The 23,924-nt window shown below is 71.2% G+C and carries 19 protein-coding genes; 7 read left to right on the forward strand and 12 right to left on the reverse strand.

What is annotated here, in order from left to right; genetic code table 11:
• Positions 1-51: 51 nt before the first annotated feature.
• The gene (locus OH804_RS20350) at positions 52-1,401 is read left to right on the forward strand and encodes a cellulose binding domain-containing protein (protein ID WP_406058848.1); all 1,350 of its coding nucleotides are present in this window, start codon (positions 52-54) and stop codon (positions 1,399-1,401) included.
• A 48-nt stretch (positions 1,402-1,449) separates the two neighbouring features.
• Here the strand turns inward: OH804_RS20350 and miaB are convergent, their stop codons facing one another.
• A complete protein-coding gene (miaB, locus tag OH804_RS20355; RefSeq protein ID WP_196921658.1) occupies positions 1,450-2,943 on the reverse strand; it encodes a tRNA (N6-isopentenyl adenosine(37)-C2)-methylthiotransferase MiaB in 1,494 nt (497 codons plus the stop codon).
• 220 nt (positions 2,944-3,163) lie between these two features.
• Here miaB and OH804_RS20360 point away from each other — a divergent pair, with 220 nt between their 5' ends.
• Complete coding sequence (locus tag OH804_RS20360; RefSeq protein ID WP_406058851.1) at positions 3,164-4,072, forward strand: alpha/beta fold hydrolase; 909 nt, start codon at positions 3,164-3,166, stop codon at positions 4,070-4,072.
• Between the two features lie 54 nt (positions 4,073-4,126).
• Here OH804_RS20360 and fxsT read toward each other — a convergent pair whose 3' ends face one another.
• From fxsT to OH804_RS20390, 6 genes are all read right to left on the reverse strand, one after another.
• Positions 4,127-7,996, reverse strand: coding sequence for an FxSxx-COOH system tetratricopeptide repeat protein (gene fxsT, locus OH804_RS20365; RefSeq protein ID WP_196921656.1), 3,870 nt, complete (start codon positions 7,994-7,996; stop codon positions 4,127-4,129).
• A complete protein-coding gene (locus OH804_RS20370; protein WP_406058853.1) occupies positions 7,993-9,279 on the reverse strand; it encodes a TIR-like protein FxsC in 1,287 nt (428 codons plus the stop codon). Before OH804_RS20370 ends, fxsT begins: the two co-directional genes overlap by 4 nt.
• Complete coding sequence (locus OH804_RS20375; protein ID WP_406058855.1) at positions 9,276-9,935, reverse strand: TIR-like protein FxsC; 660 nt, start codon at positions 9,933-9,935, stop codon at positions 9,276-9,278. Before OH804_RS20375 ends, OH804_RS20370 begins: the two co-directional genes overlap by 4 nt.
• Positions 9,936-9,987: 52 nt before the next feature.
• Positions 9,988-10,812 (reverse strand): aminoglycoside N(3)-acetyltransferase, encoded by an 825-nt coding sequence (locus OH804_RS20380; protein ID WP_406058857.1) that lies wholly within the window; start codon positions 10,810-10,812, stop codon positions 9,988-9,990.
• On the reverse strand, positions 10,796-13,072 hold the full coding sequence (locus tag OH804_RS20385; protein ID WP_406058859.1) for an FxsB family cyclophane-forming radical SAM/SPASM peptide maturase: 2,277 nt from the start codon (positions 13,070-13,072) through the stop codon (positions 10,796-10,798). The genes OH804_RS20380 and OH804_RS20385 overlap by 17 nt, the downstream gene beginning before the upstream one ends.
• A 63-nt stretch (positions 13,073-13,135) precedes the next feature.
• Positions 13,136-13,324: a hypothetical protein gene (locus tag OH804_RS20390; RefSeq protein WP_196921652.1), complete on the reverse strand. Its 189-nt coding sequence runs from the start codon at positions 13,322-13,324 to the stop codon at positions 13,136-13,138.
• A 163-nt stretch (positions 13,325-13,487) separates the two neighbouring features.
• On the opposite strand from OH804_RS20390, the gene OH804_RS20395 reads away from it, so the two are divergent.
• On the forward strand, positions 13,488-13,736 hold the full coding sequence (locus tag OH804_RS20395; protein WP_196921651.1) for a DUF2277 family protein: 249 nt from the start codon (positions 13,488-13,490) through the stop codon (positions 13,734-13,736).
• Positions 13,737-13,784: 48 nt separating this feature from the next.
• Here the strand turns inward: OH804_RS20395 and OH804_RS20400 are convergent, their stop codons facing one another.
• Positions 13,785-14,264 (reverse strand): hypothetical protein, encoded by a 480-nt coding sequence (locus tag OH804_RS20400; RefSeq protein WP_238660656.1) that lies wholly within the window; start codon positions 14,262-14,264, stop codon positions 13,785-13,787.
• A 230-nt stretch (positions 14,265-14,494) separates the two neighbouring features.
• Complete coding sequence (gene selD, locus OH804_RS20405; RefSeq protein ID WP_196921649.1) at positions 14,495-15,484, reverse strand: selenide, water dikinase SelD; 990 nt, start codon at positions 15,482-15,484, stop codon at positions 14,495-14,497.
• A gap of 196 nt (positions 15,485-15,680) precedes the next feature.
• Here selD and OH804_RS20410 point away from each other — a divergent pair, with 196 nt between their 5' ends.
• From OH804_RS20410 to OH804_RS20425, 4 genes are read left to right on the forward strand one after another with little or no spacing between them, the layout of a single operon-like run.
• Positions 15,681-16,436, forward strand: coding sequence for an amino acid ABC transporter ATP-binding protein (locus tag OH804_RS20410; protein WP_088946762.1), 756 nt, complete (start codon positions 15,681-15,683; stop codon positions 16,434-16,436).
• 56 nt (positions 16,437-16,492) lie between these two features.
• Positions 16,493-17,368 (forward strand): glutamate ABC transporter substrate-binding protein, encoded by an 876-nt coding sequence (locus OH804_RS20415; protein WP_238660653.1) that lies wholly within the window; start codon positions 16,493-16,495, stop codon positions 17,366-17,368.
• A 41-nt stretch (positions 17,369-17,409) separates the two neighbouring features.
• Positions 17,410-18,117 (forward strand): amino acid ABC transporter permease, encoded by a 708-nt coding sequence (locus tag OH804_RS20420; RefSeq protein WP_196921647.1) that lies wholly within the window; start codon positions 17,410-17,412, stop codon positions 18,115-18,117.
• Complete coding sequence (locus tag OH804_RS20425; RefSeq protein WP_406058864.1) at positions 18,114-19,100, forward strand: amino acid ABC transporter permease; 987 nt, start codon at positions 18,114-18,116, stop codon at positions 19,098-19,100. The genes OH804_RS20420 and OH804_RS20425 overlap by 4 nt, the downstream gene beginning before the upstream one ends.
• A gap of 200 nt (positions 19,101-19,300) precedes the next feature.
• Here the strand turns inward: OH804_RS20425 and rny are convergent, their stop codons facing one another.
• From rny to recA, 3 genes are all read right to left on the reverse strand, one after another.
• Positions 19,301-21,067, reverse strand: coding sequence for a ribonuclease Y (gene rny / locus OH804_RS20430; protein ID WP_196921645.1), 1,767 nt, complete (start codon positions 21,065-21,067; stop codon positions 19,301-19,303).
• 931 nt (positions 21,068-21,998) lie between these two features.
• A complete protein-coding gene (locus tag OH804_RS20435) occupies positions 21,999-22,697 on the reverse strand; it encodes a regulatory protein RecX (RefSeq protein ID WP_406058867.1) in 699 nt (232 codons plus the stop codon).
• A 14-nt stretch (positions 22,698-22,711) separates the two neighbouring features.
• Complete coding sequence (gene recA, locus OH804_RS20440; protein ID WP_007456801.1) at positions 22,712-23,758, reverse strand: recombinase RecA; 1,047 nt, start codon at positions 23,756-23,758, stop codon at positions 22,712-22,714.
• Between the last annotated feature and the right edge of the window lie 166 nt (positions 23,759-23,924).

Below are 23,924 nucleotides of genomic sequence, written 5' to 3' on the forward strand. Positions count from 1 at the left end.
ACGGGCATGGGCGTCGCGACACCTCCGTCCGCCTTCTCGAAAGGAAGCAGCATGCGCACAGGACGGCGTCGAATGACGCTGATCGCCACCACCGCCGCAGCCACCGCCACCCTGGTCACCGCCGGGCTGCTGACCTCCGTGTCCGCCCAGGCGGCCGCCGGCTGCCAGGTGGCCTACACGGTCGCCAGCCAGTGGCCGGGCGGATTCACCGGCAACGTCACAGTCACCAACCTCGGCGACCCGGTCTCCGGATGGACGCTGCGCTGGTCGTACGGGGCCGGTCAGCAGGTCAGCCAGGCGTGGGGCGCCACCGCCTCGCAGAGCGGCAACCAGGTCTCCGCGACAAACGTCGACTACAACGGCAGTCTGGCGACCAACGCCAGCGCCACGTTCGGCTTCAACGCGAGCTGGAACAACTCCAGCAACCCGGCTCCGAGCGGCTTCACACTGAACAACGTCGCCTGCACCGGCAGCACCACCCCGACCACGCCGCCGCCGACCACCCCGCCACCGTCGAGCACTCCCCCGCCCAGCACCCAGCCGCCGTCGACACTGGTCGGGTGGGCCACCCAGAACGGGGGCACCACCGGTGGCGGCACCGCGGCCACCACCACCGTCACCACCGCCTCGGCGCTGACCAGCGCGCTGAACGCGACAGGCGCCGCGGTGATCCGGGTGTCCGGGACGATCACCTGCTCGGGCATGCTGCGGGTCCGGTCCAACAAGACCATCCTCGGCAACTACGGCGCGACCATCGCCGGCTGCGGGCTCAACGTCAGCGGTGACCGCAACGTGATCATCCGCAACCTGACCTTCCGCAGCTGGAACGACGACGCGATCAACGTGCAGGAGTCGGCCACCAACATCTGGATCGACCACAACAGCTTCAGCAACGGGTACGACGGCGCCGTCGACATCAAGCGCGGCTCCGACTTCGTCACCGTCTCATGGAACCGGGTCTCCAGCCACGACAAGACAATGCTGCTCGGCCACAGCGACGACAACGCCAGCCAGGACGTCGGCCACCTGCGGGTGAGCTACCACCACAACTGGTTCGACGGCAGCAACCAGCGCAACCCCCGGGTGCGCTTCGGCAACCCGGTGCACGTGTACAACAACTACTACCGGGCCAACGGCGGCTACGGCGTCGCGTCCACCGAGAACGCCGGGGTGCTCGTCGAGGGCAACTACTTCGAGAACGTCGACGACCCGTACCACCTCGGCGAGGGGGACTCGGGGCCCGGCAGCCTGGTCGCCCGCAACAACCACTTCGTCAACTCGCCCACCGGCCAGGCCGGCGGCAGCGTGGCCAGCATCCCGTACTCCTACCAGCTGGACACCGCGAGCACCGTCAAGTCCATCGTGACGGCGGGCGCCGGCGCCGGCCGGATCACCGTCTGACTCAGCCCTTCACGGAAGGGCCCCCGTCCGGGGGGCCCTTCCGTGCGGTCAGTGGGTGGCGCAGCCAGCGACGGGGGCAGGCGCGACCGGCGGTGCGCCGATCGTCGGCAGACCGAGCAGAACCCCGGGGGTACGCGGGGAGCGACCCGCCTCGGCGGCGTCGCCGGCCCGGGTGCGCCGGTGCGCCACCGGCGGTCCGTCGGCGTTCAGGTGGTGCGGCGCCGCGTACGTGATGGTGGTGTGCACGATGTCGCCCGGCCGGATCTGCCCAGCGAGGGACTCCCCACCGGCGGTCTCGGTCGCGAAGTGCACCAGTCGACCGTCGCGGGCCCGACCCGACATCCGGCCGGTCCGCTCGTCCTTGCGGCCCTCGCCGACCGCTACCAGCACCTCGACGGTCTCCCCGACGAGGCGCTTGTTCTCCGCCCAGGTGATCTCCTCGACGGTAGCGACCAACCGCTCGTAGCGCTCCTGCACGACCTGCTTGGGCAGCTGATCGTCCATGGTCGCGGCGGGGGTGCCGGGCCGCTTCGAGTACTGGAAGGTGAAGGCCGAGGAGAACCGGGCCTCGCGGACCACGTCCAGGGTGCGCTGGAAGTCGGCCTCGGTCTCACCGGGGAAGCCGACGATGATGTCGGTGGTGATCGCCGCGTCCGGCATCGCCGCGCGGACCTTCTCGATGATCCCCAGGTAGCGCTCGGAACGGTAGGACCGGCGCATCGCCCGGAGCACGTCGTCGGAGCCGGACTGCAACGGCATGTGCAGCGAGTGGCAGACGTTCGGCGTCTCGGCCATCGCGGCGATCACGTCGTCGGTGAAGTCCTTCGGGTGCGGGCTGGTGAACCGGACGCGCTCCAGCCCGTCGATGTCGCCGCAGGCCCGCAGCAGCTTGCCGAACGCGTACCGGTCGCCGAACTCCACGCCGTACGAGTTGACGTTCTGCCCGAGCAGGGTCACCTCCAGCACGCCCTCGTCGACCAGGGCACGCACCTCGGAGAGGATGTCGCCGGGGCGCCGGTCCTTCTCCTTGCCGCGCAGCGCCGGCACGATGCAGAACGTGCAGGTGTTGTTGCAGCCGACCGAGATCGACACCCAACCGGCGTAGGTGGACTCGCGGCGGGTGGGCAGCGTGGACGGGAAGACGTCGAGGGACTCCAGGATCTCCACCTCGGCGGCGGCGTTGTGCCGGGCCCGCTCCAGCAGCACCGGCAGCGCGCCGATGTTGTGGGTGCCGAAGACCACGTCCACCCAGGGCGCCTTGCGGACGATGTCGCCGCGGTCCTTCTGGGCCAGGCAGCCGCCGACAGCGATCTGCATCCCGGGGTGCTTGTCCTTCACCGGGCGCAGGCGACCGAGGTTGCCGTAGAGCCGGTTGTCCGCGTTCTCCCGCACCGCGCAGGTGTTGAAGACGACGATGTCCGGGGTGTCGTCGGTCGGCACGGCGCGCACGTAGCCGGCCTGTTCGAGCAGGCCGGAGATCCGCTCAGAATCGTGCACGTTCATCTGGCAGCCGTACGTCACGACGTTGTAGGTCCTAGCCACCCTCTTGGTGCCCCTTCCCCTCGGGCTACCAGGGTAGCGGCCCGTTCGGGTGGCCCAACCCACCGGCATTGACCCGCTGGCCCATGGCGGGCATCCACGACGGGCAGTACGCTGCACAACAAGAATGTGTTCTGGGCGATTTCGGGGGCTTTGCACTCGGCGCCGACGATGCGCGGCTCCGTTCACGGGGGAGCACATGACGACCCGCGGGAGGCCAACCGTGACGCGACAAGATGCGACACAGCGCACCGTCACGGCCCCGGACGGACGGCACCTCGCGGTGGAGACTTCGGGATCGCCGGACGGGCCGGCGGTCTTCCTGCTGCACGGCACCCCGGGCAGCCGCAGCGGCCCCCGGCCCCGGGGCATCGTCGTCTACCGCCTCGGTGTGCACCTCGTCTGCTACGACCGACCCGGGTACGGCGACTCCGACCGGCACGAGGGTCGGCGGGTGGCCGACGCCGCGGCCGACGTGGCAGCGATCGCCGACGACCTCGGCATCGACCAGTTCTCGGTGGTGGGCCGGTCCGGTGGCGGGCCGCATGCCCTGGCCTGCGCCGCGCTGCTGCCGGACCGGGTCACCCGGGCCGCCGTGCTGGTGGGGCTCGCCCCGGCCGGCGCGCCCGACCTGGACTGGTACGCGGGCATGGCGGAATCGAACGTGGAGGACTACGGGCAGGCCGACGAGGACCTGGCCGAGCTCACGCTCAACCTGAAGGTTCGCGCGGAGGAGGCCCGCCGGGACCCGATGACGCTGCTGGACTTCCTCCGCCCCCAACTGCCCGACGAGGACATCCGGGTCGTCGACGACGTCGCGATCCGGCGACTGCTGACCGACATGTACTCCGAGGCGCTGCGACACGGCCCCGAGGGTTGGATCGACGACGTGTTGGCGATCCGGCGCGGCTGGGGGTTCGACCTGGGGGCCATCCGCGCGGAGGTCCGGCTCTGGCACGGCGAGCAGGACCGCTTCTCCCCGGTGGAGCACTCCCACTGGCTCGCCTCGCGGATCCCGCGCGCCGAGGTGCAGGTGCAGCCCGGCGCCGCGCACTTCGGGGCGGTGGAGATCCTGCCGCAGACCCTGACCTGGCTGGCCACGCCGGACCTCGCGACCAGCCCGCGGCCCTGAGCGCCCGGCCCCACCGGACCGGCCCGACAACGACCTGCCCGCCGGACGACCCGGTCAGATCGTGTGTGGGTCGATCACCCGGACCACGAACCGCCGTTCGCGCAGGGTCTGCACCGTGGGATGTTCCAGACCGATCACCTCGGCCAGCCGGTCCGCCACGTCGCCCACGTCCTCGCTGGCCGCGCCGTCGCCGGCCCGCCTCGACACCAGGGCGAGATCGCCGAGGCAGCGCAGCGTGTCGGGGTGGTCCGCGCCGATCACCGCGGCCAGCCGGCCGGCGGTCTCCCGCAGCCGGTCCCGCGCCGACTCCCGGTCGCCCTCCTCGGCGAGGCACACCGCCTGGTTGACCTCCGCGGCGAGGGTGTGCGGGTGGTCCGGGCCGAGCACCTTGCGCAACTCCCCGACCGCCCGGGCCGCCGAGGCGAGCGCGTCCGACCTGCGCCCCAATGCGCGCTCCGCCGCCGAGATGTTGCTCACCGTCGCCAGTGTGTGCGGGTGCTCCGGGCCGAGCCGGAGCTGCTCCTCGAACGCCAGGCGCACAGCTGTCATCTCGGTCAGCGCCCGAGCCGCGTCACCGACGGCCAACAGGTTCGCCGCGCGACTCGACCGGCACGCCACCGTGTCCGGGTTGTCCGGACCGAAGCGTTCGTCGAGCTCACGGTAGGCGGTCTCGAACAACGGCGCGGCCTCGCTGCCCCGACCGGAGCTGCGCAGCGACACCGCCAGGTTGACCTGAGCGGCGAGACTCTGGCCGTCGTCCGGCCCGAGCACCTCGCAGTACGTCTCGTACACAGTGCGCAGCAGGGCGGCGGACCGCTCGTACTCGCCGGCTTCCCGCAGGTCGCTGCCGAGCCGCACCGCCGAGACGAGGGTGTACGGGTGGGTGGGGCCGAGCACCAGCCGCCGCCGCTGGTGCACCTCGTCGTCCCATCGTCGGGCCGACCGGTAGTCGCCGACCAGCCGGTACGAGACGGCGAGGTTGTTGGCGGCGCTCAACGTCCGGGGGTGGTCCTCGCCGAACACCTGGAGCCAGGAGGCGTAGGTGGACCGGTCCCGTTCCAGGGCCTCGGCGTAGCGGCCGAGCGCCCGCAGGTCACCGCCGAGGCTGCCGGCGGTCATCAGACTGTGCGGGTGCAGCGGGCCCAGCAGCCGGCGTTGCTCGGCGAGCACCGCCTCGTCCAGGTCCCGCGCCTCGTCGAACCGGCCCAGGCTGCGCAGGATGTTCGCCCGGTTGAACCGCAGGTGCAACAACTGGCGGCCCAGCGGCGACGCCTCGGTCTCCTCACGCGTGTCGCCGAGCCGCGCGCTCCAGGTGTCGTCCACCTCCTGGCTGAACACGTCGGCCTGGTCCAGACCGCCGCGCTGCCACAGATAACGGACCCGGTCGATGAGCAGCTGACACACCGACTCGTCCGGGCAGGTCAAAGCCTCGGAAACCTCCAGGTGCGGCCAGAGCATGCGCAGCCGGGCCCAGGTGGTCGGGTCGTCCACGTCGCCACGGGGTCGGGAGGCGGCCAGCACCAGGTGCACCTGGTGTCGGGCGGCGGTGATCTCGTCGTCGGTCATCCGGTCCCGGACCACCGCCTGCAACAGCCGGTGCACCTGGACCCGACCGCCCTGGACGTCGAGCTTGAGCAGTGCCAGGCGGTTGATCTGCTGGACCAGGGCGCCGCGCACGAGCCGCTCCGACACCGACGGGTCGAACGGCACGAGGGCCGCCGCCATCTCGTCGCTGTAGATGAGTTCGAGGGCGATCTCCGGGGCCAGCACCGAGCAGAGCTGCAACAGCCGGTACGCGGCGGGCGCCCGCTCGAGCAGCCGGTTCAGCGACAGGTCCCAGGTCGCCTCCACGGAGAGGGCGCTGGGGCCGTGCCGTTCGATCTGCCGCAGGTAGTCGGCGACCGACGTGCCGGTGTCGGCGAGCCAGGCACCCGCCGCGGCCACCGCGATCGGCAGGTCGCCGAGCGCCTCGGCAACACGGTCGGCCTCCTCCGGGCTGATCGTGGGCACCCGCTGGGCGAGGTGCGCCACGCTCTCGGTGCGGTCGAAGACGTCCACCTGGATCGGGTTGGCCCGGTCACCCCACGCGCGGTTGCGGGAGGTCAACAGGACGTGCCCGGGGCCCTGCGGCAGGAAGGGCTCGATCTGGTCGAGTTCCTCGGCGTTGTCGAGCACGACCAACCACCGCTCGTACGGCTCACCACGGCCGAGCACCTGCAGCACCGACCGGACCGTGTCGGGCAGGGTGGGACCGACGAGGATGCCGAGGCGACCGGCGAGGTCGGCGAGGGCGGTGTCGACGAACTGCGGCGGGTCCGCCACGATCCACCAGACCACGTCGTACGCGGCCTTGAACCGGTGCACGTATTCCAAGGCCACCTGCGTCTTACCGACGCCGCCCATGCCCTGCAGGGCGACCGGCAGCACCACAGCGCTGCCCCCGCTCTGCAACTGCGCGCGCAGCCGGGCCAGGTCGTCCTCCCGGCCGGTGAACCGGGCGTTCCGGTTGGGGGCGTTGAAGATCAGTGGCTCGGTGCCGGGGTAACGGGTGGCCCCGCCCGCCGGCCCGTCCGCCGACGACGGCACCGGCCGGCCGACCAGCCGCAACACCCGCTCCACGGCGGTCGTGGCGCTCACGTTGACCAGGTTGGTGGAACTCTGGGACGGGAACTCCGCCAGCGGCCGCAGGTCGGCGACGTACACGGCCAGGGCCGTGGAGCCGGTGCTGGTGTCCCGGTCGGGCAGGCCACCGGACGGCGTCGCCACGTAGGCCGGCGAGACCACCGTCAGCGTGCGCGGGGCCGGCGTACCGGCCGACCCCACGGCGGCAGTGGGCTCCACCACCCGCAGCCCGGCCGAGCTGAGCACCCGTTCCAGCCACTCGGCCCAGATGGCGTCCTCCGGCGCGTACCGGAGCACGATCTGGTCGTCGATCGCCTCGGTGCGTCGGCGGAAGCGAGCCTTGCCCCGCTCCCGCACGGACTCGTCCATCAGTGGCAGCGCGGTCACCGCGCCGTCGGTGAGGATCCCGGTCAACGTCTCGAACGCGGCCAGCAGCGACGTCGGTGAGCCCGGCGGGTCGCCGAACGTCGCGAGGGTCTCCTCGTACGCGTAGAACGGCCGGTAGGGGACCTCCACAGCGGCCCAGTACCGCCGCCGTTCCGCCTCGGTCATGCCGGCGGGCAACCCGGCGAACCGGCGCATGGCCAGCAGGCGACCCGCCTCGGCCCGCTCCTTCTCGGCCTGGTCGACGCGCATCGGCACCGGCAGGACCCGGATGTCACGTCGCCGGTACCGGTCCCGTACCGAGTGCGCCACCCGGGCCGCGCCGTCGATGCCCTGGTCGCTGAGGGTGAAGCAGTCGACAAGGGTGTCCGGCAGGTGCAGGGTGCAGATGTCGGCGACGTCGCTCAAGCCCGTCCGGCTGTCGATCAGGGTGAAGTCGTACTGGCGCTTCATGTCCGCCCGCAGCGCCTCGAAGAACTGCGCCCCGCCCAGCCGGTTGTAGAAGTTGTCCCAGTCCAGCCCACTCACCGAGACGGCGTAGTCGCTGTTCTGCCGGCCGGCGGAGAGGAAGTCGAGGCCGCCGCCGTCGGGGAAGTTCCAGCGCAGGGAGAACGCGTGCCGCCCGACCCGGGCGTACTGCTCCATCCAGCGGTCCGGTCGGTCGTCGACCCGGGTGGTCTCCCACTCGTAGTCGCGGATCATGTCGATCACGCCGCTGGTGCCCTGAATCGCCTCGGCGTCGAGGAACGGGTGGAAGAAGCGGTGCAGACCGGGTGACTCGAGGTCCCAGTCGGCGACGAGCACCCGCCGGCCGCTGGCCGCCAGGATCCAGGCCACGTTTGCCAGCGCCATCGTCCGGCCCGTTCCACCCTTGAACGAGTAGAAGGTGACGACCTGGCCTTCGCGATCGTTGTTCATCGGTTTTCTCCGTGGGGACGCGGTGGGGCCGGATCATCAGGCGGGGACGCGGGGTCGGTGGAAGCGGGGTCGGTGGAAACAGTCGAACCGGCGGCGGGCAGGCCGTCACGCAGGCTCGGCACCGGCTCCGGCGGTGGTTCGAAGGGCACGACCGGGCCGTACTTGAGGAACTGCCGGCGAGCCTCGGTGACCAGCGCCGGCATCAGGTCGACGAACTCCGGCATGCTGCACGCGCGCTTCACCTGGGGCAGACCGGCGTCCTGCAACAGCTGGGTGACCTCGGTGGCCCAGCGGGTGGCGTCCTGGCTGTCGTCGTCGTCGGTGACCACCAGCGGAACGACCCACTCCCGCAGGCCGCGCAGCAGGCGGGCGAGGACCCCGGCCGCATCCGGCGCCGCCGCGATCCACGGGTCGACCAGCAACACGGCCGGCCGCCGGTCGAGCAGCGCGGATGCCTGCGCGAAGTCCTCGGTACGGGCCGACAGCCCGAGCCGCTCGGCGGTGCTGACCGCGTACTCGGCGGCGGGCAGTTGCTGGCTACGCCCGTACGGCCGCCAGAGCCGGCCGCTGGCGGCGTAGCCGGCGGGGTCGCGATCGGCCGGCAGCCGGTCCCGGGTCGGGGCCAGGACGGCGACGACGAAGTCCGGGTCGGTCGGCGCGGGACGGACCACCTCGTCCAGGCCGGGCGCCCGGGACGGGCCCATCGGTCGCCGCTCGGCGGTGTGCACGATCCGGCTCGCCAGGCGGCTCAGCAGCAGCTCGTACTGGGCCCGGTAGGAGGCCAGCATGCAGAACGCGCGCAGGCCGTCGGCGGCGTACTCCGGGACGTCCCTGCCCAGGTCCAGGGCGCCGTCCAGCTCCGGGTGGGCCTCCCACGGGGGGAACGGGATCCACAGCACCGGGGTGAGGTGGCCGGCGGTGAGCCGGGCCGACCCGGCGGCGGTCAGCCGGGCCCGGAAGGACTCCTGCTCTCCCAACGCCCAGGGGCGGCTGAAGTAGCCGGGTGAGTAGAGCGGGACGAAGACCTCGGCGTCACCGAGCGCCTCGGCGAGGGCCGCCTTCCAGTCGGCGCCCAACGGGATGTGCTGGTCGAAGAAGCCGATCCGCATTCCGGCGACCGGGCGCGCCTGCCGCCGCACCTCGTCGGTCAGGTCGGCGAAGAACTGGCCGACCCAGACGTCGGCGTCGGCCCGGGCACCCGGGGGCGGCGCCGAGTGGGCGTAGCTCAGGAAGAAGTACGTTCCGCGCGCCCCGGTTCGGCGCCGGTCCGCCGGCGGGCTCACGTCGGCTCCTCGGCGAACCGGTTGCACAGCTCGTCCACGCTCGCCGGCACCCAGGGTTCGACAAGGTACGACCGGTGGATGGCCACGATCCGCTGCGCGAGCCGCCAGACCACCGCCCGGTACGCGTTCTCCCACTGCATGGTCAGCAAGCCGTAGACCCCGTCCCGCTGGTAGTGCACCGCGATGTCGGGATCCGGCATCGCGGTCGGGGTGAAGCGCTGGATGTCGCGGAGCACCCGGGGCAGAACGGTGCCGTTCGTCGGCGACCAGGTCACCGGCACGATCGCCGTCTCGTGGACCGAGGCGGAGCTGTGTCGCGGGGTGATCCGTCGGCGGGAGAACGCGTCCCACTCCCGGCCACACCACTCGCTGCCGAGCAGCGCGCTGGACACCAGCGGAACGAAGACCTGGCAGGTGCCGGCGGCCTGGAGAAGCTCCGGGCTCCAGCGTTCGCCGCCGGCGATGGAGGTGTCCAGGAAGCCGGCGTCCACTCCGGTCACCGGGCCGACCAGCTCGCTGACGTGGACGGAGAGGTCCTCGAAGAAACGGGAGACGTACTCGGCGGGTTTGCCGGTGGCCCGGCCGACCGGTGCCCGCGAATAGCTGATGAAGAAGAGCGGGGCGCGTGCTCTGGAGGGTGCGTCCACTGTGCTCACCGCTGCCCCTCCGCCCTCCCCACGCGGCCGGAACATCAGCGTAGTCCCCGCGTCAACGCCGCGCCGCCAACCGGTTCGTGGCGAACCAACCAGTCGCGAAGTCGACAGCGGCCCGCGCCGGCAGCAGCCGGGCGGTGGCCCGCCCCACCCGACCGCGGCGCACCAACGGCGTCTCGTCCAGCGCGGCCCCGACCATCGGGAAGTCCCGGTCGTCCAGGTCGAGCGCCCGGAAGTCGAGGCGGACCCGCCGCCCGTCGACGAGCCGGAAGCAGTGGTATTCGCGCTCGGGCAACGGCACCGGCAGCCGGTACTCGGCCAGGTGCAGGGCGCTGCACGCCTCGTAGCCGAGGCCGAGCAGCAGGATCTGCCCGTCCGCCGCGTAGAGGCCGCCAACCGGTGAGCGTTCTCCCAGGTGGCAGGTGAGGTCATGGCCGTCGGTGAGCTGCCGGGCCCGAGGGCCCAGCGCGGCGAAGGAGGTCTGTGGATGGTCACTGCGCACGGCACCGGGGGTGCACCGGACGTACTCGGCGAGCGCACCCATCCGCTGGGAGGGGGTGGTCCGGCGGTCCCAGCCAGGCAGCGCCGCCTCGTACCGTTCGCGCTGCGCCTGGTCCATGCCGGCGGTGGCTGCCAGGTGGGCTCGGGAGGTGGTCGAGTTGCCATCGGTCTGGGTGGGCACCAGCAGCGTGCCGGCCGGGCCGAGGACGTCGCGCAGCGCGCCGGCGAGGGTCGCCGGGCCGTGCTCCAGCGGGCCGACCCGACGGAGGCCACAGTGCACCAGCAGGCACACCCCCGGGCGTACGCCCAGCGCCCGCAGGTCGTCGGCGAGGCGGGGGCGGCCCAGTCTGGGCAGTGGGTGCTCATCTGGACCCGACACGGGTCTCCTCCAGGGCGTGGCGCAGCTGGCCGACGAACCGCTCACCCGCCGCGGTGAGCGACCGGCTGGCCAGCAGCGCGTCGACGCCGTCCCGGGTCCAGGCCAGGAAGTGGGCCGCGTGCGCCGACGCGTCCCGCTGGTCGGTGGCCGCCCGGGACTGCCAGACCTGGGTTACGGCGAGGTGGGCGTACACCCCCTGGAGCACGCCCTCCGGTGGCCGCGGGTCGGGGCGCCAGGGCACCCGGATCCGGCCTTCCTGCCCGGGTTCGACCAGGTCGTACAGGTCGAGCACCGCACCCAGCTTCGCGTGCTGCCACTCGTGCACGAGCAGCACCGCCATGGTCTCCGGGTCGGGATGCGGGGTGACGGCGACCGCGCCGAACGCGTGCCGGGCGGTCGCGCTCCGCAGGGGTCGCGCCGGGTCGGGCGCCAACGGGACGACGGCACGCAGACCGCCGTCGAGCGCCGCCGCGTGCGCCGGCACGTCCCGGTGCACGACCTGCCAGGCCTCCGCCAGGGTACGGCCCAACGCCCGCGCCGCCGGCACCTCCAGACGGGATTCCACCGGCTGGCCGTAGCAGTCGCGGTACGGGTCGCCGTCCTCCAAAAGCAACCGGCCACCGGGCACCGGCACGTCGCGGGTCGGAAGCCAGCCGGTCGACGACGACGCCAGCGGATCGAGGAGCACCGTTTGCGCGACCGACCCGCCCCGGATCTGGACCTCGCCGGGCCGGACGGTCACCTCGGCGCTCTCCCCCAGGCCGGGCAGCACCAGGCTGCCGAGCGTGGGCAACGTGATCGTGTCGGCCCGCACCGGGACGGGCATCGCGGCCGGGACGCCGGCCCGCAGCGCCGCCGCGATGGCGAGGGCCGGCAGTGGGTCGACCGCCGCGCCGAGACCGGGCGGGGCCGACGGGTCGAGGCGGTGCACCAGCGCGGGCCGGACGAACGGGTGCGCCAGGACCGCCCGAACCGCCTCCGGCGCCGCCTGGTCGAGGTGGACGAGAAGCTCCCAGGCGGCGCTGGTGCCGGACCGGTCCCGGCAGGCCGCCAGCAGCGCCCGGGTGATGGAGAGCTGGGTGGCGGCGAGCAGCGCGAGCGTCGACGTCGACCCGTGCCCGGTCGCCAGGTCGTCCAGCAACTCGTCGACCGGCAAGGTGGCGGACCATTCGCCCGACGCGGGCGGTGTGGGCGGCGGGTGGGCGTCCACTGTGTCGATCAGGCGGAGCAGGTCGGCGCAGTACACCGAGGGGTTGTCGAAGCCCGACCCGGTGCGCCAGCGGTGGGCGTACAGGCCACCGCCGCACCGGTCGACCACCGGGCAGGACCGGCAGGTCGCGCAGAGCCCGTCCACGCCGTCCTGCCGGACGGCGACCCCGGGGTGCCGCGCGACCTCGTCCACCGGGTGGTCGAACACGTCGAACCCGGTGCCGGCCGCACCGTGGTACGCGGTCTTCAGCGAGTCGACCTGCTCCCAACTGCCGTCCGCCTCGATGACCAGCACGTCGGCCGGCGCGAGGCCGAACGCCTCGGTACCACCGCCGCCCGGGCGCAGCGCCTCGAACATCCGGATCGACATGGGCCGCCCGTCGTCCACCCACCGCCGGTGGATCCGCCCCAGCCAGTCCGCGTACGGGGTGGGGTCCGCGCCGGGGCGCTGCGGGGGGTGGTCCCAGGTGGCGTGGGGCAGCAGCAGGTCGACGCGGGGCGGGCTCTCGGCCAGCAGTGCCTCGTACACCCGGTCCGGGTCGTTGCGGACGTCGATGGTGCAGAGGATGCCGGCGTAGCTGGAGCGGTGCTCCGGTCGCCGGAGCAGAGCCAGCGCCCGCCGGACCTGGTCGTGGCTGCTGCCGCCGTGGGCGAAGACCCGGTGGCGGTCGTTGGCGGCGCGGTCGCCGTCGAAGGAGACCCCGACCCGCACGTCGTACTCGACGAAGAGCCGGCACAGCTCCTCGTCGAGCAGTACGCCGTTGGTCTGCATGCGCAGGTCGAGCCGCGCCCACTGGGTGATCGTCGTGCGCAGCTCGGCCAGCACCTCCCGCAACCCGGCGGCGCCCAGCAGCAGCGGCTCACCCCCGTGCAGCACCACGTGCACGACCGGCAGGCCGTGCTCGCGGGCGTGTTCGGCGATCCGCCGTGCGGCGGCCTGGACCGTGGCCGGCGGCATCCGCGCCGGGCGGCCACGCCAGGTCTGGTCGGCGTGCTGGTAGACGTAGCAGTGGTCGCAGCTGAGGTCACACCGGCTGTGCACCTTCAGCACGAACTGACTGATCCGCCGGCAGGATCCGCCCACTCCGGGTGCACCGCACCGGCAGGCCATCGCTCAGATGGACGAGTTGAAGGCGGCGACGGCCACGGTGCCGGACGGCACGGAGTCGTTCGTGACGACGCGCCTGCGCACCGCCTCGATCAGATCGGCGTGCTCGACGGGGATCCGGTCCAGCGGGGTGTGCAGGCTACGGGTGAGATTGTCTAGGTCGGGACGGGATGTGCGGGCGGGGGCATGGTCCACAATGAGTCTCCGGGGGCCCGGGGCGCTGGGAGCGCGAGCGGCGGCTGTGGCTCGAACGGCTCTGGTCCGTGACCAGGATAGACAAATATCGACCCAGTGTCACCGTCGGTACCATAGCCGGCACGGCGAGTGGTAGACCGCGCTGGACCGAGGAGGAGCTGACATGTGCCGGAGCATCAAGACGCTGCGTGAACCGTTCACCCCGCAGGTGACCGACGCGGACGTCGAGGCGGCGGCGTTGCAGTACGTCCGGAAGATCTCTGGTTTCCGGGCGCCCGCCGCGCACAACGCCGCCGCGTTCGACGCCGCGGTGGCCGCCGTGGCCGAGGCGACGCGCACCCTGCTCGACCAACTGGTGGTGCGGGGTGCCGGATCGGGCACCCCGGACCGGTCGGCCACCGCCGCCAGCTGACCGCCGCTCACCGGCTCGGCACCCGGCCGGGCCTGACCCTGAAGAGGGTCAGGCCGCGGCGAGCGCTGGGGCGACGGTGTCCGGCGCCCAGCGTGAGCGGTGGCACTGCGACCAGCCCCGACAACCCGGGTCGCCCAGCGAGCAGAGCCGCAGCCTGCTGAGCACCTCACCGTCGTCGGTGTCCCGCACGTCGAAGTGCACCGGACGGACAGTGCCGTCCGGGGCGACGAGCAGGTGCCGGCCCGCGTCGAGCGTGTCGTCGCGCAACAGGCAGTTGCGGCCCAGCAATCGGGCCAGTGCGGCGATGCTCGCGTGCTCGGAGAGCTGCTCGGGCACCCCGTAGCAGTCCACCACCGTCGCGAATTCGCCCGGCGCCTGCCAGACGTCACACACCACCGCGTACGCCGGCAGCCGCGCCGGGTCGGCCGCCGCCAACGGCATCACCACCCGACCAAGCGCCTCGGCCAGCGCCGGGTAGACCTCCACGGGTTGAGCCCCGTCGATTCTCCAGTTCCACAGCTCGGTCATTCCGCCTCCTCGCTGCGTTCGTCCCCACCGGCCTCCGGATCGGGCCTTACACACGATGGTGGGGGGCATTTGACCCCAGCCGGGGGCAAGTTACCGGTCTGTGACCATTCCGGGCAAAATTTCCCTGAGCAGCATTGCTCGGAGTAGCGGGAAGGTGACAGTTTATCGGGTATGGTGCGCCCTCCGCACCACCGCCACCGCGTGTCCTCCCGCAGGTCCACCGCCCCCCTTCAGCGCAGGACGACCCGGTGCTCCCCCCGGGGCAGCAGCTCGCCCACCACCGGAGCGCCCGGCACCTCGCCGGCGACCAGCAGGCCACCGGAGGTCTGCGCGTCGGCCAGCAGCAGCCGCTCCGCCTCGTCCGCCACGCCGAAGTCGGTCCACGGGGTCACCCAGTCCAGATTGCGCCGGCTACCGCCGCTGACGAACCCGTCGCGCAGCGCCTCGCGCGCGCCGGCCAGGTAGGGCACCCGGGCGGTGTCGATGGCCACAGTGACCTGGCTGGCCCGCGCCAGCTTCGAGGCGTGCCCGAGCAGCCCGAACCCGGTCACGTCGGTGCCGCACCGGATGCCGGCGGCGACCGCCGCGCGGGCGGCGTCCCGGTTGAGCGCGCTCATCGTGGCCACCGCCTCCGGGAAGCTCTCACCGGTCGCCTTGTGCCGGGTGTTCAGCACGCCCACCCCGAGCGGCTTGGTCAGCGACAACGGCACCCCGGCCCGCCCGGCGTCGAGGGTGATCAGCTCCTCCGGCCGGACCGTGCCGGTGACCGCGAGACCGTACTTCGGGCCGTCGTCGTCCACGCTGTGCCCGCCGGCCAGGTGACAGCCGGCCTCCCGCGCCACGTCCTGACCGCCGCGCAGCACCTCACGGGCCAACTCGAGCGGGAGCACGTCGCGCGGCCAGCAGAGCAGGTTGAGCGCCACCAGCGGGGTGCCGCCCATCGCGTACACGTCGGAGAGCGCGTTGGCCGCGGCGATCCGACCCCAGTCGTACGCGTCGTCGACCACCGGCGTGAAGAAGTCGGCGGTGCTGACCAGACCGGTGCGCTCGTCGAGGCGCACCACCGCCGCGTCGTCGCCGTGGTCCAACCCGACCAGCAACTCGGCGGTGCCGGTCGCCGGACCGAGACCGGCCACCATGATCTCCAGCTCGCCCGGCGGGATCTTGCAGGCGCAGCCACCGCCGCGGGCGTACTTGGTCAACCGTACGGGTTCGGTCATCCCCCCATGATCTCGACAAGGCGCCACGATCGCCACCGCGACCACCCATCCGGTGACCGAAATCGGACGCCCGAGAACGATCGTGACCGGTGTTACCGCTCCGTGACCCGCCGGGTTGCGTTCTGCCACATCAGGCCGCCTACAGTGGCCGCACCGGGGGTCAACCGACCCCGTATCCGGGAGACGACAGGGGACGGTGGACGACGTGACGACGGGCGAACCGCTCATCGTGCTGGACGCGGTCAACAAGTGGTTCGGGCCGCTGCACGTGCTGGACGACGTCTCACTGTCGGTGGGTCGGGGCGAGGTGGTCGTGGTGATCGGCCCGTCCGGCTCCGGCAAGTCGACGCTGTGCCGCACGATCAACCGACTGGAACCGATCAACTCGGGCACCATCACCTTCGACGGTCAGCCGCTGCCGGCCGAGGGCAAGCCCCTCGCGAAGCTGCGCAGCGAGGTGGGCATGGTCTTCCAGTCGTTCAACCTCTTCGCGCACAAGACCATCCTGGAGAACGTCACCCTCGGCCCGATCAAGGTCCGCAAGGAGAAGCCGACCGCCGCCCGCGAGCGCGGCCTGGCCCTGCTGGACCGGGTCGGCATCGCCAACCAGGCGGACAAGTTCCCGGCCCAGCTCTCCGGTGGCCAGCAGCAGCGGGCGGCCATCGCCCGGGCGCTGGCCATGCAGCCCAAGGCGATGCTCTTCGACGAGCCGACCAGCGCCCTGGACCCGGAGATGGTCGGCGAGGTGCTCGACGTGATGACCTCGCTGGCCAGCGACGGCATGACAATGGTCGTGGTGACCCACGAGATGGGCTTCGCCCGGCACGCGGCGAACCGGGTCATCTTCATGGCCGACGGGCAACTGGTCGAGGACGCCCCACCGGCGGAGTTCTTCGCGAACCCGCGCAGCGAGCGGGCCCGAGACTTCCTCTCCAAGATCCTCACGCACTAGGCGTCCGTAGTGGAGCGCGCCGTACTCGGTGGGCTCCGTTGAAGAAGGAGAAGAGTATGCGTATCAAGCGCGTTGCGGCAGTCGCCGCGGTCGCCGCTCTGGCGCTCGGCCTCACCGCCTGTGGTGGCGACGACGGCGGGGACACCGGTGCTGGCAGCAAGTCCTTCACCGCCGGCACCACCATGGAGAAGCTGAACAAGGCCCAGAAGATCAAGGTCGGCACCAAGTTCGACCAGCCCGGCTTCGGCCTGAAGGGCCTCTCCGGCAAGCCGGAGGGCTTCGACGTCGAGATCGCCAAGATCATCGTCAAGGAGCTCGGCATCCCCGAGGACAAGATCGAGTGGGTCGAGGCCCCCTCGAAGGTCCGCGAGGACGTGATCGTCAACGGCACTGTCGACCTGGTCGCCGCCACCTACACGATCAACGACAAGCGCAAGGAGCGGATCGCCTTCGCAGGCCCGTACTACGAGGCCGGCCAGAACATCCTGGTCAAGAAGGACGACACCACCATCACCGGCCCTGACTCGTTCAAGGACGGCACCAAGAAGGTCTGCTCCGTGACCGGCTCCACCCCGGCCGAGACGATCAAGCAGTACGTCAAGGACGTCGGCACCCAGCTGGTGCTCTTCGACACCTACGACAAGTGCCGGGACGCCCTCAAGGGTGGCCAGGTCAACGCCGTCACCACTGACAACGTGATCCTCCTCGGCTACATCGCCAAGGACGAGGCGTCGTTCAAGCTGGCCGGCAGCAACTTCACCAAGGAGCCGTACGGCATCGGGGTGAAGAAGGAGGACGCGGACTTCCGCAGCTTCATCAACGACACGCTGGACAAGGCGGTCGCCGACGGCAGCTGGAAGAAGGCCTGGGACAGCACCGCCGGCAAGTTCGGCGCGGAACTGGGCTCGGCGCCCACCATCAACCGCTACTGATCTGATCCTTCGATCTGGAGGGTGGGGAGGAACACCGACCCGTGAACGTGCTCATCGACAAGTTCGACGTCTTTGCGGGTGGTTTCTGGCTCACCCTCCAGATCTGCATCCTCGCCGCGATCGGTGCCCTCGTCCTGGGCGCCATCGTGGCGGTGCTGCGCATCTCACCGGTGCCCCCGCTCCGCGCGCTCGGCACCGGCTACGTGAACGTCTTCCGCAACATGCCGCTGACAGTGGTGATGTTCTTCGCCGCGTTCGGCCTACCGGCACTCGGCTCCAACGCGGACTTCCTCCGCATCCCGGTGCTCGACTCGCTGTTCACGCGGCTCGGCACCGACCTGCCGTACTTCCGGTTCGCGTTGATCGCCCTGGTGCTCTACACAGCGGCGTTCGTCTGCGAGGCGCTGCGGTCCGGGGTCAACGCGGTGCCCGCCGGCCAGGCGGAGGCGGCGCGGTCACTGGGCCTGACCTTCGGGCAGAACCTGCGCCACGTGGTGCTGCCACAGTCCTGGAAGGCCTCGATCGTCCCGCTCGGCTCGGTGATCATCGCGATGATCAAGAATTCGGCGCTGGCCGGCTTCTTCGGTGTCGTCGGTGACCTGTCGGCCACGGCCGACCAGCTCACCGGAGCCGAGGGCTACGCCTTCATCCCGGTCGCCATCGGCATCTCGATCGGCTACCTGATCATGACCGTGCCGCTCGGCGCCCTGCTGGACCGGATCGAGAAGCGACAGGCGGTGGCCCGATGAGTCAGCAGACCAGCGTCCTCTACGACGTCCCCGGGCCGCGGCAACGGCGGATCACCCTGATCAGCAGCATCGTCGCCGGAGTCGTCCTGCTCGTCGGGGCCTACTTCCTGATCTACCAGCCCCTGGACGAGAAGGGCCAGCTCTCGATGGAGCTGTGGGGGCCGCTGCTCGACCCCTCCAACGAGAACTTCTCCCAGGTGTGGGACCGGATCGGCCTCGGCTTCAAGAACACCCTGATCGCGGCAGCGCTGGCCATCGTCTCCTCACTGGTGCTGGGCACACTGCTCGCCCTCCTGCGGATCCAGCTCAAGAGCCTGACCCGGCTCCGGTTCACCGGTGTGGCAACGCCGGTGGCCTACCTGCTGCGTGGGCTGAGCACGCTGCTGTCGGCGATCACCCGGGTCTGCGTCGAGGTGTTCCGCGGCCTGCCCGTCGTGATCACCATCTTCTTCGTGGCCCGCGGCTTCCCCGAGTTCGGCCTCTACTTCGACAACCTCTGGTATCTGGTCATCGGTCTCACCATCTACAACTCGGTGGTGATCGGCGAGATCCTCCGCTCCGGCATGGAGGGGCTGCCGGGCGGTCAGGCGGAGGCCGCCGCCGCCATCGGGCTCTCCCCGTCCCAGACCACCCGGATGATCCTGCTGCCGCAGTCCTTCCGGATCATGCTGCCGGCCCTGATCAGCCAACTGGTCGTGGTGCTCAAGGACACCTCGCTGGGGTTCATCATCAGCTACGAGGAGACCCTGAACATCGGCAAGCAGATCATCGGCGTGCTGGGCAACCCGATCCAGGTCTACGTCGTGATCGCCGTGCTCTTCATCGTGGTGAACTACTCGCTGTCCAAGCTCGCCCAGTACGTCCAACGGCGGCTCGCCCGGGGCCGCAAGACCGCCAACACCCCGGTGCAGAACCCGCCGCCCGCGGCCCTGATCTCCCAGGCCGAGGGCGGAGGCGGCGGCGGAGGCGGCGGCGGCGCCTGAGCCACGCCACACCGACCAGAAGGCCCGAAGGCCGCCCCGAGCAATTCGGGGCGGCCTTCGGTCATCTGCGCGGGTTGTGCGTGTCGCGCCGCTGCGGGCGCGGACGCTGCGGGAGGGTGATCGACTCGGTTTTCAGGAAATCGCGGTGTCCCGACGCGTGCGACCCACCGACTTCCAGGAAGCCGAGTCGATCAAACGGCTCAGCGGGCGATCTCGGTGACCCGGGACTCGCGAACCACTGTGACCCTGATCTGACCCGGGTAGGTCAGCTCCTCCTCGATCTGCTTGGCCACGTCGCGGGCCAGCACGGCCGCCCCGATGTCGTCGACGTCGTCCGGCTTGACCATCACCCGGATCTCCCGGCCGGCCTGCATGGCGAAGACCTTGTCCACGCCGAGCTTGCCAGCCGCGATCTCCTCGATCCGCTCCAGCCGCTTGACGTACGCCTCCAGGCTCTCCCTGCGCGCGCCCGGCCGACCGCCGGAGCAGGCATCGGAAGCCTGGGTCAGCACGGCCTCGATGGTCTGCGGGGGCACCTCGTTGTGGTGCGCCTCGATGGCGTGCACCACGTCCTCGTGCTCGCCGTACTTGCGGGCGAGGTCCGCGCCGATGATGGCGTGGCTGCCCTCCACCTCGTGGGTGAGCGCCTTGCCGATGTCGTGCAGGAACGCCGACCGTTTGATGATCGGCACGTCCAGCCGCAGCTCGGCCGCCATGATGCCGGCGATGTGGGCGGTCTCGACCAGGTGCTTGAGCACGTTCTGCCCGTACGAGGTGCGGTAGCGCAGCCGGCCAAGCAGGGTCACCAGCTCCGGGTGGATCTCGGTGATGCCGACCTCGACCAGGGCGTCCTCGGCGGCGCGCAGGCAGAGCTGCTCGACCTCCTGCCGGGCCAGGTCGTAGACCTCCTCGATCCGGTGCGGGTGGATGCGGCCGTCCAGGACCAGCTTCTCCAGGGTCACCCGGCCCACCTCACGGCGGACCGGGTCGAAGCAGGAGAGCAGCACCGCCTCGGGGGTGTCGTCGATGATCAGGTTGACGCCGGTCACCGACTCGAAGGCGCGGATGTTGCGCCCCTCCCGGCCGATGATCCGCCCCTTCATCTCGTCACCGGGCAGGTGCAGGACGCTGACCACACTCTCCGCGGTCTGCTCGCTGGCGACCCGCTGGATCGCGTCCACCACGATGTGTCGGGCGCGCTGCTCGGCCGTGTTGCGCGCGTCGGACTCGATGTCCCGCACGAGCAGTGCCGCTTCCCGCTTGGCCTGCGTCTCGATGGCCTCGATCAGCTCCAGTCGCGCGGAGTCGGCGGTGAGCCCGGCGACCCGCTCCAGCTCGCGGCGGCGCAGTTCCTCCGACTCGGTCAGCTCTGCCTCGCGCTGGGCGAGCGCGGCCTCCCGGGCGGCGAGGGCGGCCTTCGCGGCGGTGAGCTGCCGCTCCCGCTCGGCGAACCGCTCCACCTCCTCGGTGTGCATCCGCTCCCGCTCGTCCATCCGGGCTGCCCGACGTTCCACCTCGGCGGCCTGCTCCCGGGTGGTGGCGGCGAGCACCGCGACCTCCCGCTCGCCGCTGCGCCGGGCTGCCGTCCGCAACTGTTCGGCGTCCGCCTCGGCCTGCTTGTGGGCGCGCTCCAGGACGGTGTCCGCCTCGGCCCGGGCGTCGTCGAGGACCCGCCGCGCCTCGGCGCGGGCCGCCTTCGCCTCGGCCTTCGCCGCCGCCGCTTCGGTACGGGCTGCGGCGGCCGCTGACTTCGCCACGTCGATCGTGCTGTTCGCCTCGTCGGCCGCGGTCCGCAGGGCAGCCAGGGACTGCTCCTGGCGGTCCTTCTCGGCGATGAAGGCGGGATCCTCCGGAGCCGGCGCGGCGCCCATCCGGCGCATGGTCCGGATGCCGACCAGCACGGCCCCGATCACCACCACCGCGAGGACGAGGACGGCCGCGAGGAGCACGACGTCGAACGCGTTCATGCCGGGACCCCGTCGGGTCTACCGATGAACCTGTGCCGCCGCCCCGCCATGGCCGCCTCCCCTAACGTCGAGACCGCAGCGACCGTGCCGGGGGCACACTCCTGCGGCTGTGGACGCCCGACCGGAGCGGCTGGCCGTGGGTAGCTTTCTCCGCCGGCGGTGCCCGTGGGCAGCGTCGGCGACCGGGTGCAGTTGTCGCAGCGTTCCGGACCGGCCTGTCCGGAACTGCCGCCAAAGGCCGCGGAGTCGGCCAAAGTGATGCTGTTCTGTTACGCGATCTATGTTGTGCGCTTAGCCTGCGCTGGTCGGGCAATGTGAGCCTGTATGGCGAGGCTAGGTCGCCGGGGGTGCTCTGGTCAAGGACTCATGATCAAACCCCCCAAACGGAGCGAAGTTGCGGCGTCACTCAAAGCTGATGTCGTGTCGGACACGGAAGGACAAACACGGCGAGCCGACGGCCTCGATACGGATGTCGTGCCTGTTCGGAGACTGCGGCGCCCCGCGTAAGAGCCGACTTTGTGACACCAGCGACCCCCCGCTCGCGCCCAGCCCTCTCGTCGGGCTCGTCACTTCAAGATCGCGCTCGATCCTGAGAGTCAACACCGTTGCGTGAGGGCTGCAGCCGGGCGAGAAGATCGCACCGATCTTGCAGTTTCGGTTGTCGATATGGGTGGAATGCCCCTTATGTCGGGACAGAAAGTACAAGATCGCGGAGCAGGGGCGGCGCGAGGTCGAGGATCATGGAGTTGTGGTGCCCGGATTAGTGCTTTACGGGCGTTTGGTTGCCCACCACAACTCCATGATCGGCGAGGCAACGCCGGTGTTGACTTCCGGTACCGAGCACGATCTTGGCGCCGGTCGCTCGGCGGGCGCCGATGCTCACCCCGACGGGCGGCCCTCAGCATCGAGGCGACACACCCATCGCGCGCGCTCAGTCGACCAGACGGTTGTCTCGCTCCAACTCGCCCTCGGCCTCGGCGAGCGCGTCGGCGTCGATCTGCTCGGCGAACTCGGCTGCCTCGGCGCTCTGCGCGGCGAGCGCGTCCTTCACCGCCCGGATGGCCACCCCAGGCGGGTAGCCCTTGCGGGCCAACATGCCCACCAGTCGGCGGAAGACCGCGTCCGGCTCGCCTCGGGCGGTGCGTAGCTTGCGCTCCACGAGACCTCGGGCGGTGTCCGCCTCGGTCTCCTCGTCCAGCTCATCCAGCGCCTCGGTGGCCACCTCGCCGTCCACGCCCTTGCGGCGCAGCTCGTTGGCGAGCGCCCGGCGAGCGAGGCCGCGCCCGGCGTGCCGGCTGGACACCCAGGCCCGGGCGAACGCGGCGTCGTCGATGATGCCGACCTCGTCGTACCGGTCGAGCACCTCGGCCGAGACCTCCTCGGAGATGCCCCGCTTGGCCAACGCCCCGGCCAACTCGGCCCGGGTGCGGGGCCGCACGGCAAGCTGGCGCAGGCAAATCTCGCGGGCCACCTCGGACTCGTCGCGTGGGGGCGCCGGAGACTCGACGGTGTCGGTCTCCTCGGACCGACCCCGGCGGCCTCGCCGAGGGCGGGGCGGATCGGTGGCGTCGCCCGTACGAGGCGGACTGGCATCCCAGCCCCGCCCCGTACGAGCGCGTCGTCCTGCCATGGGTCAGCGACCGGTCAGAAGTCGACCGGCGGCAGCTCCGGGCCACCGGCGGCGTCACCCGCGCCGACCCCGACGCCGAGCTTCTCCAGGATCTTCTTCTCGATCTCGGCGGCCACGTCCGGGTTCTCCTTCAGGAACTCCCGGGCCTTCTCCTTGCCCTGGCCGAGCTGGTCGCCGTCGTACGTGTACCACGCTCCGGACTTGCGGATGATCGCCTGCTCCACGCCGACGTCGATCAGCGAGCCCTCGCGCGAGATGCCCTTGCCGTACATGATGTCGAACTCGGCCTGCTTGAACGGCGCGGCGACCTTGTTCTTCACGACCTTGACCCGGGTGCGGTTACCGACCACGTCGGTGCCGTCCTTGAGGCTCTCGATGCGTCGCACGTCGAGCCGGACCGAGGCGTAGAACTTCAGCGCCCGACCACCGGTGGTGGTCTCCGGGCTGCCGAACATGACGCCGATCTTTTCCCGCAGCTGGTTGATGAAGATCGCCGTGGTGCCGGTGTTGCTGAGCACACCGGTGATCTTCCGCAGCGCCTGGCTCATCAGCCGGGCCTGGAGGCCCACATGGCTGTCGCCCATCTCGCCCTCGATCTCGGCGCGCGGCACCAGGGCCGCCACCGAGTCGATCACGATGATGTCCAGAGCGCCGGAGCGGATCAGCATGTCCGCGATCTCCAGCGCCTGCTCGCCGGTGTCCGGCTGGGAGACCAGCATCGCGTCGGTGTCGACGCCGAGGGCCTTCGCGTACTCCGGGTCGAGCGCGTGCTCGGCGTCGATGAAGGCGGCGATGCCACCGTTGCGCTGGGCGTTGGCCACCGCGTGCAGTGCCACAGTGGTCTTACCGCTGGACTCGGGACCGTAGATCTCGACCACCCGGCCACGGGGCAGGCCGCCAATGCCGAGGGCCACGTCGAGCGCGATGGAGCCGGTCGGAATGATTGCGGTCTGGACGACCGGCCGGTCACCCAGCCGCATCACCGAGCCCTTGCCGAATTGCTTGTCAATCTGAGCGAGAGCAAGGTCGAGTGCCTTCTCCCGGTCAGGCCCTGCTGCCATGGTTGCCACCCCTGCCTTCGCCGGCGTCTTTGCTGAGCTTCGCGTCACGCGGACACGCTAGGCGCTAGGTCCGACAGAAAACCAGCCGACGGGCCGCGAGCTGTGGACGAGCACCCCGCTGTGGACAATAGCCGAACAGGTGTACGACTCGACAAGCGACACGCGG

It is taken from the genome of Micromonospora sp. NBC_00860 (assembly GCF_045207375.1).
Taxonomy (GTDB): Bacteria; Actinomycetota; Actinomycetes; order Mycobacteriales; family Micromonosporaceae; genus Micromonospora; species Micromonospora vinacea.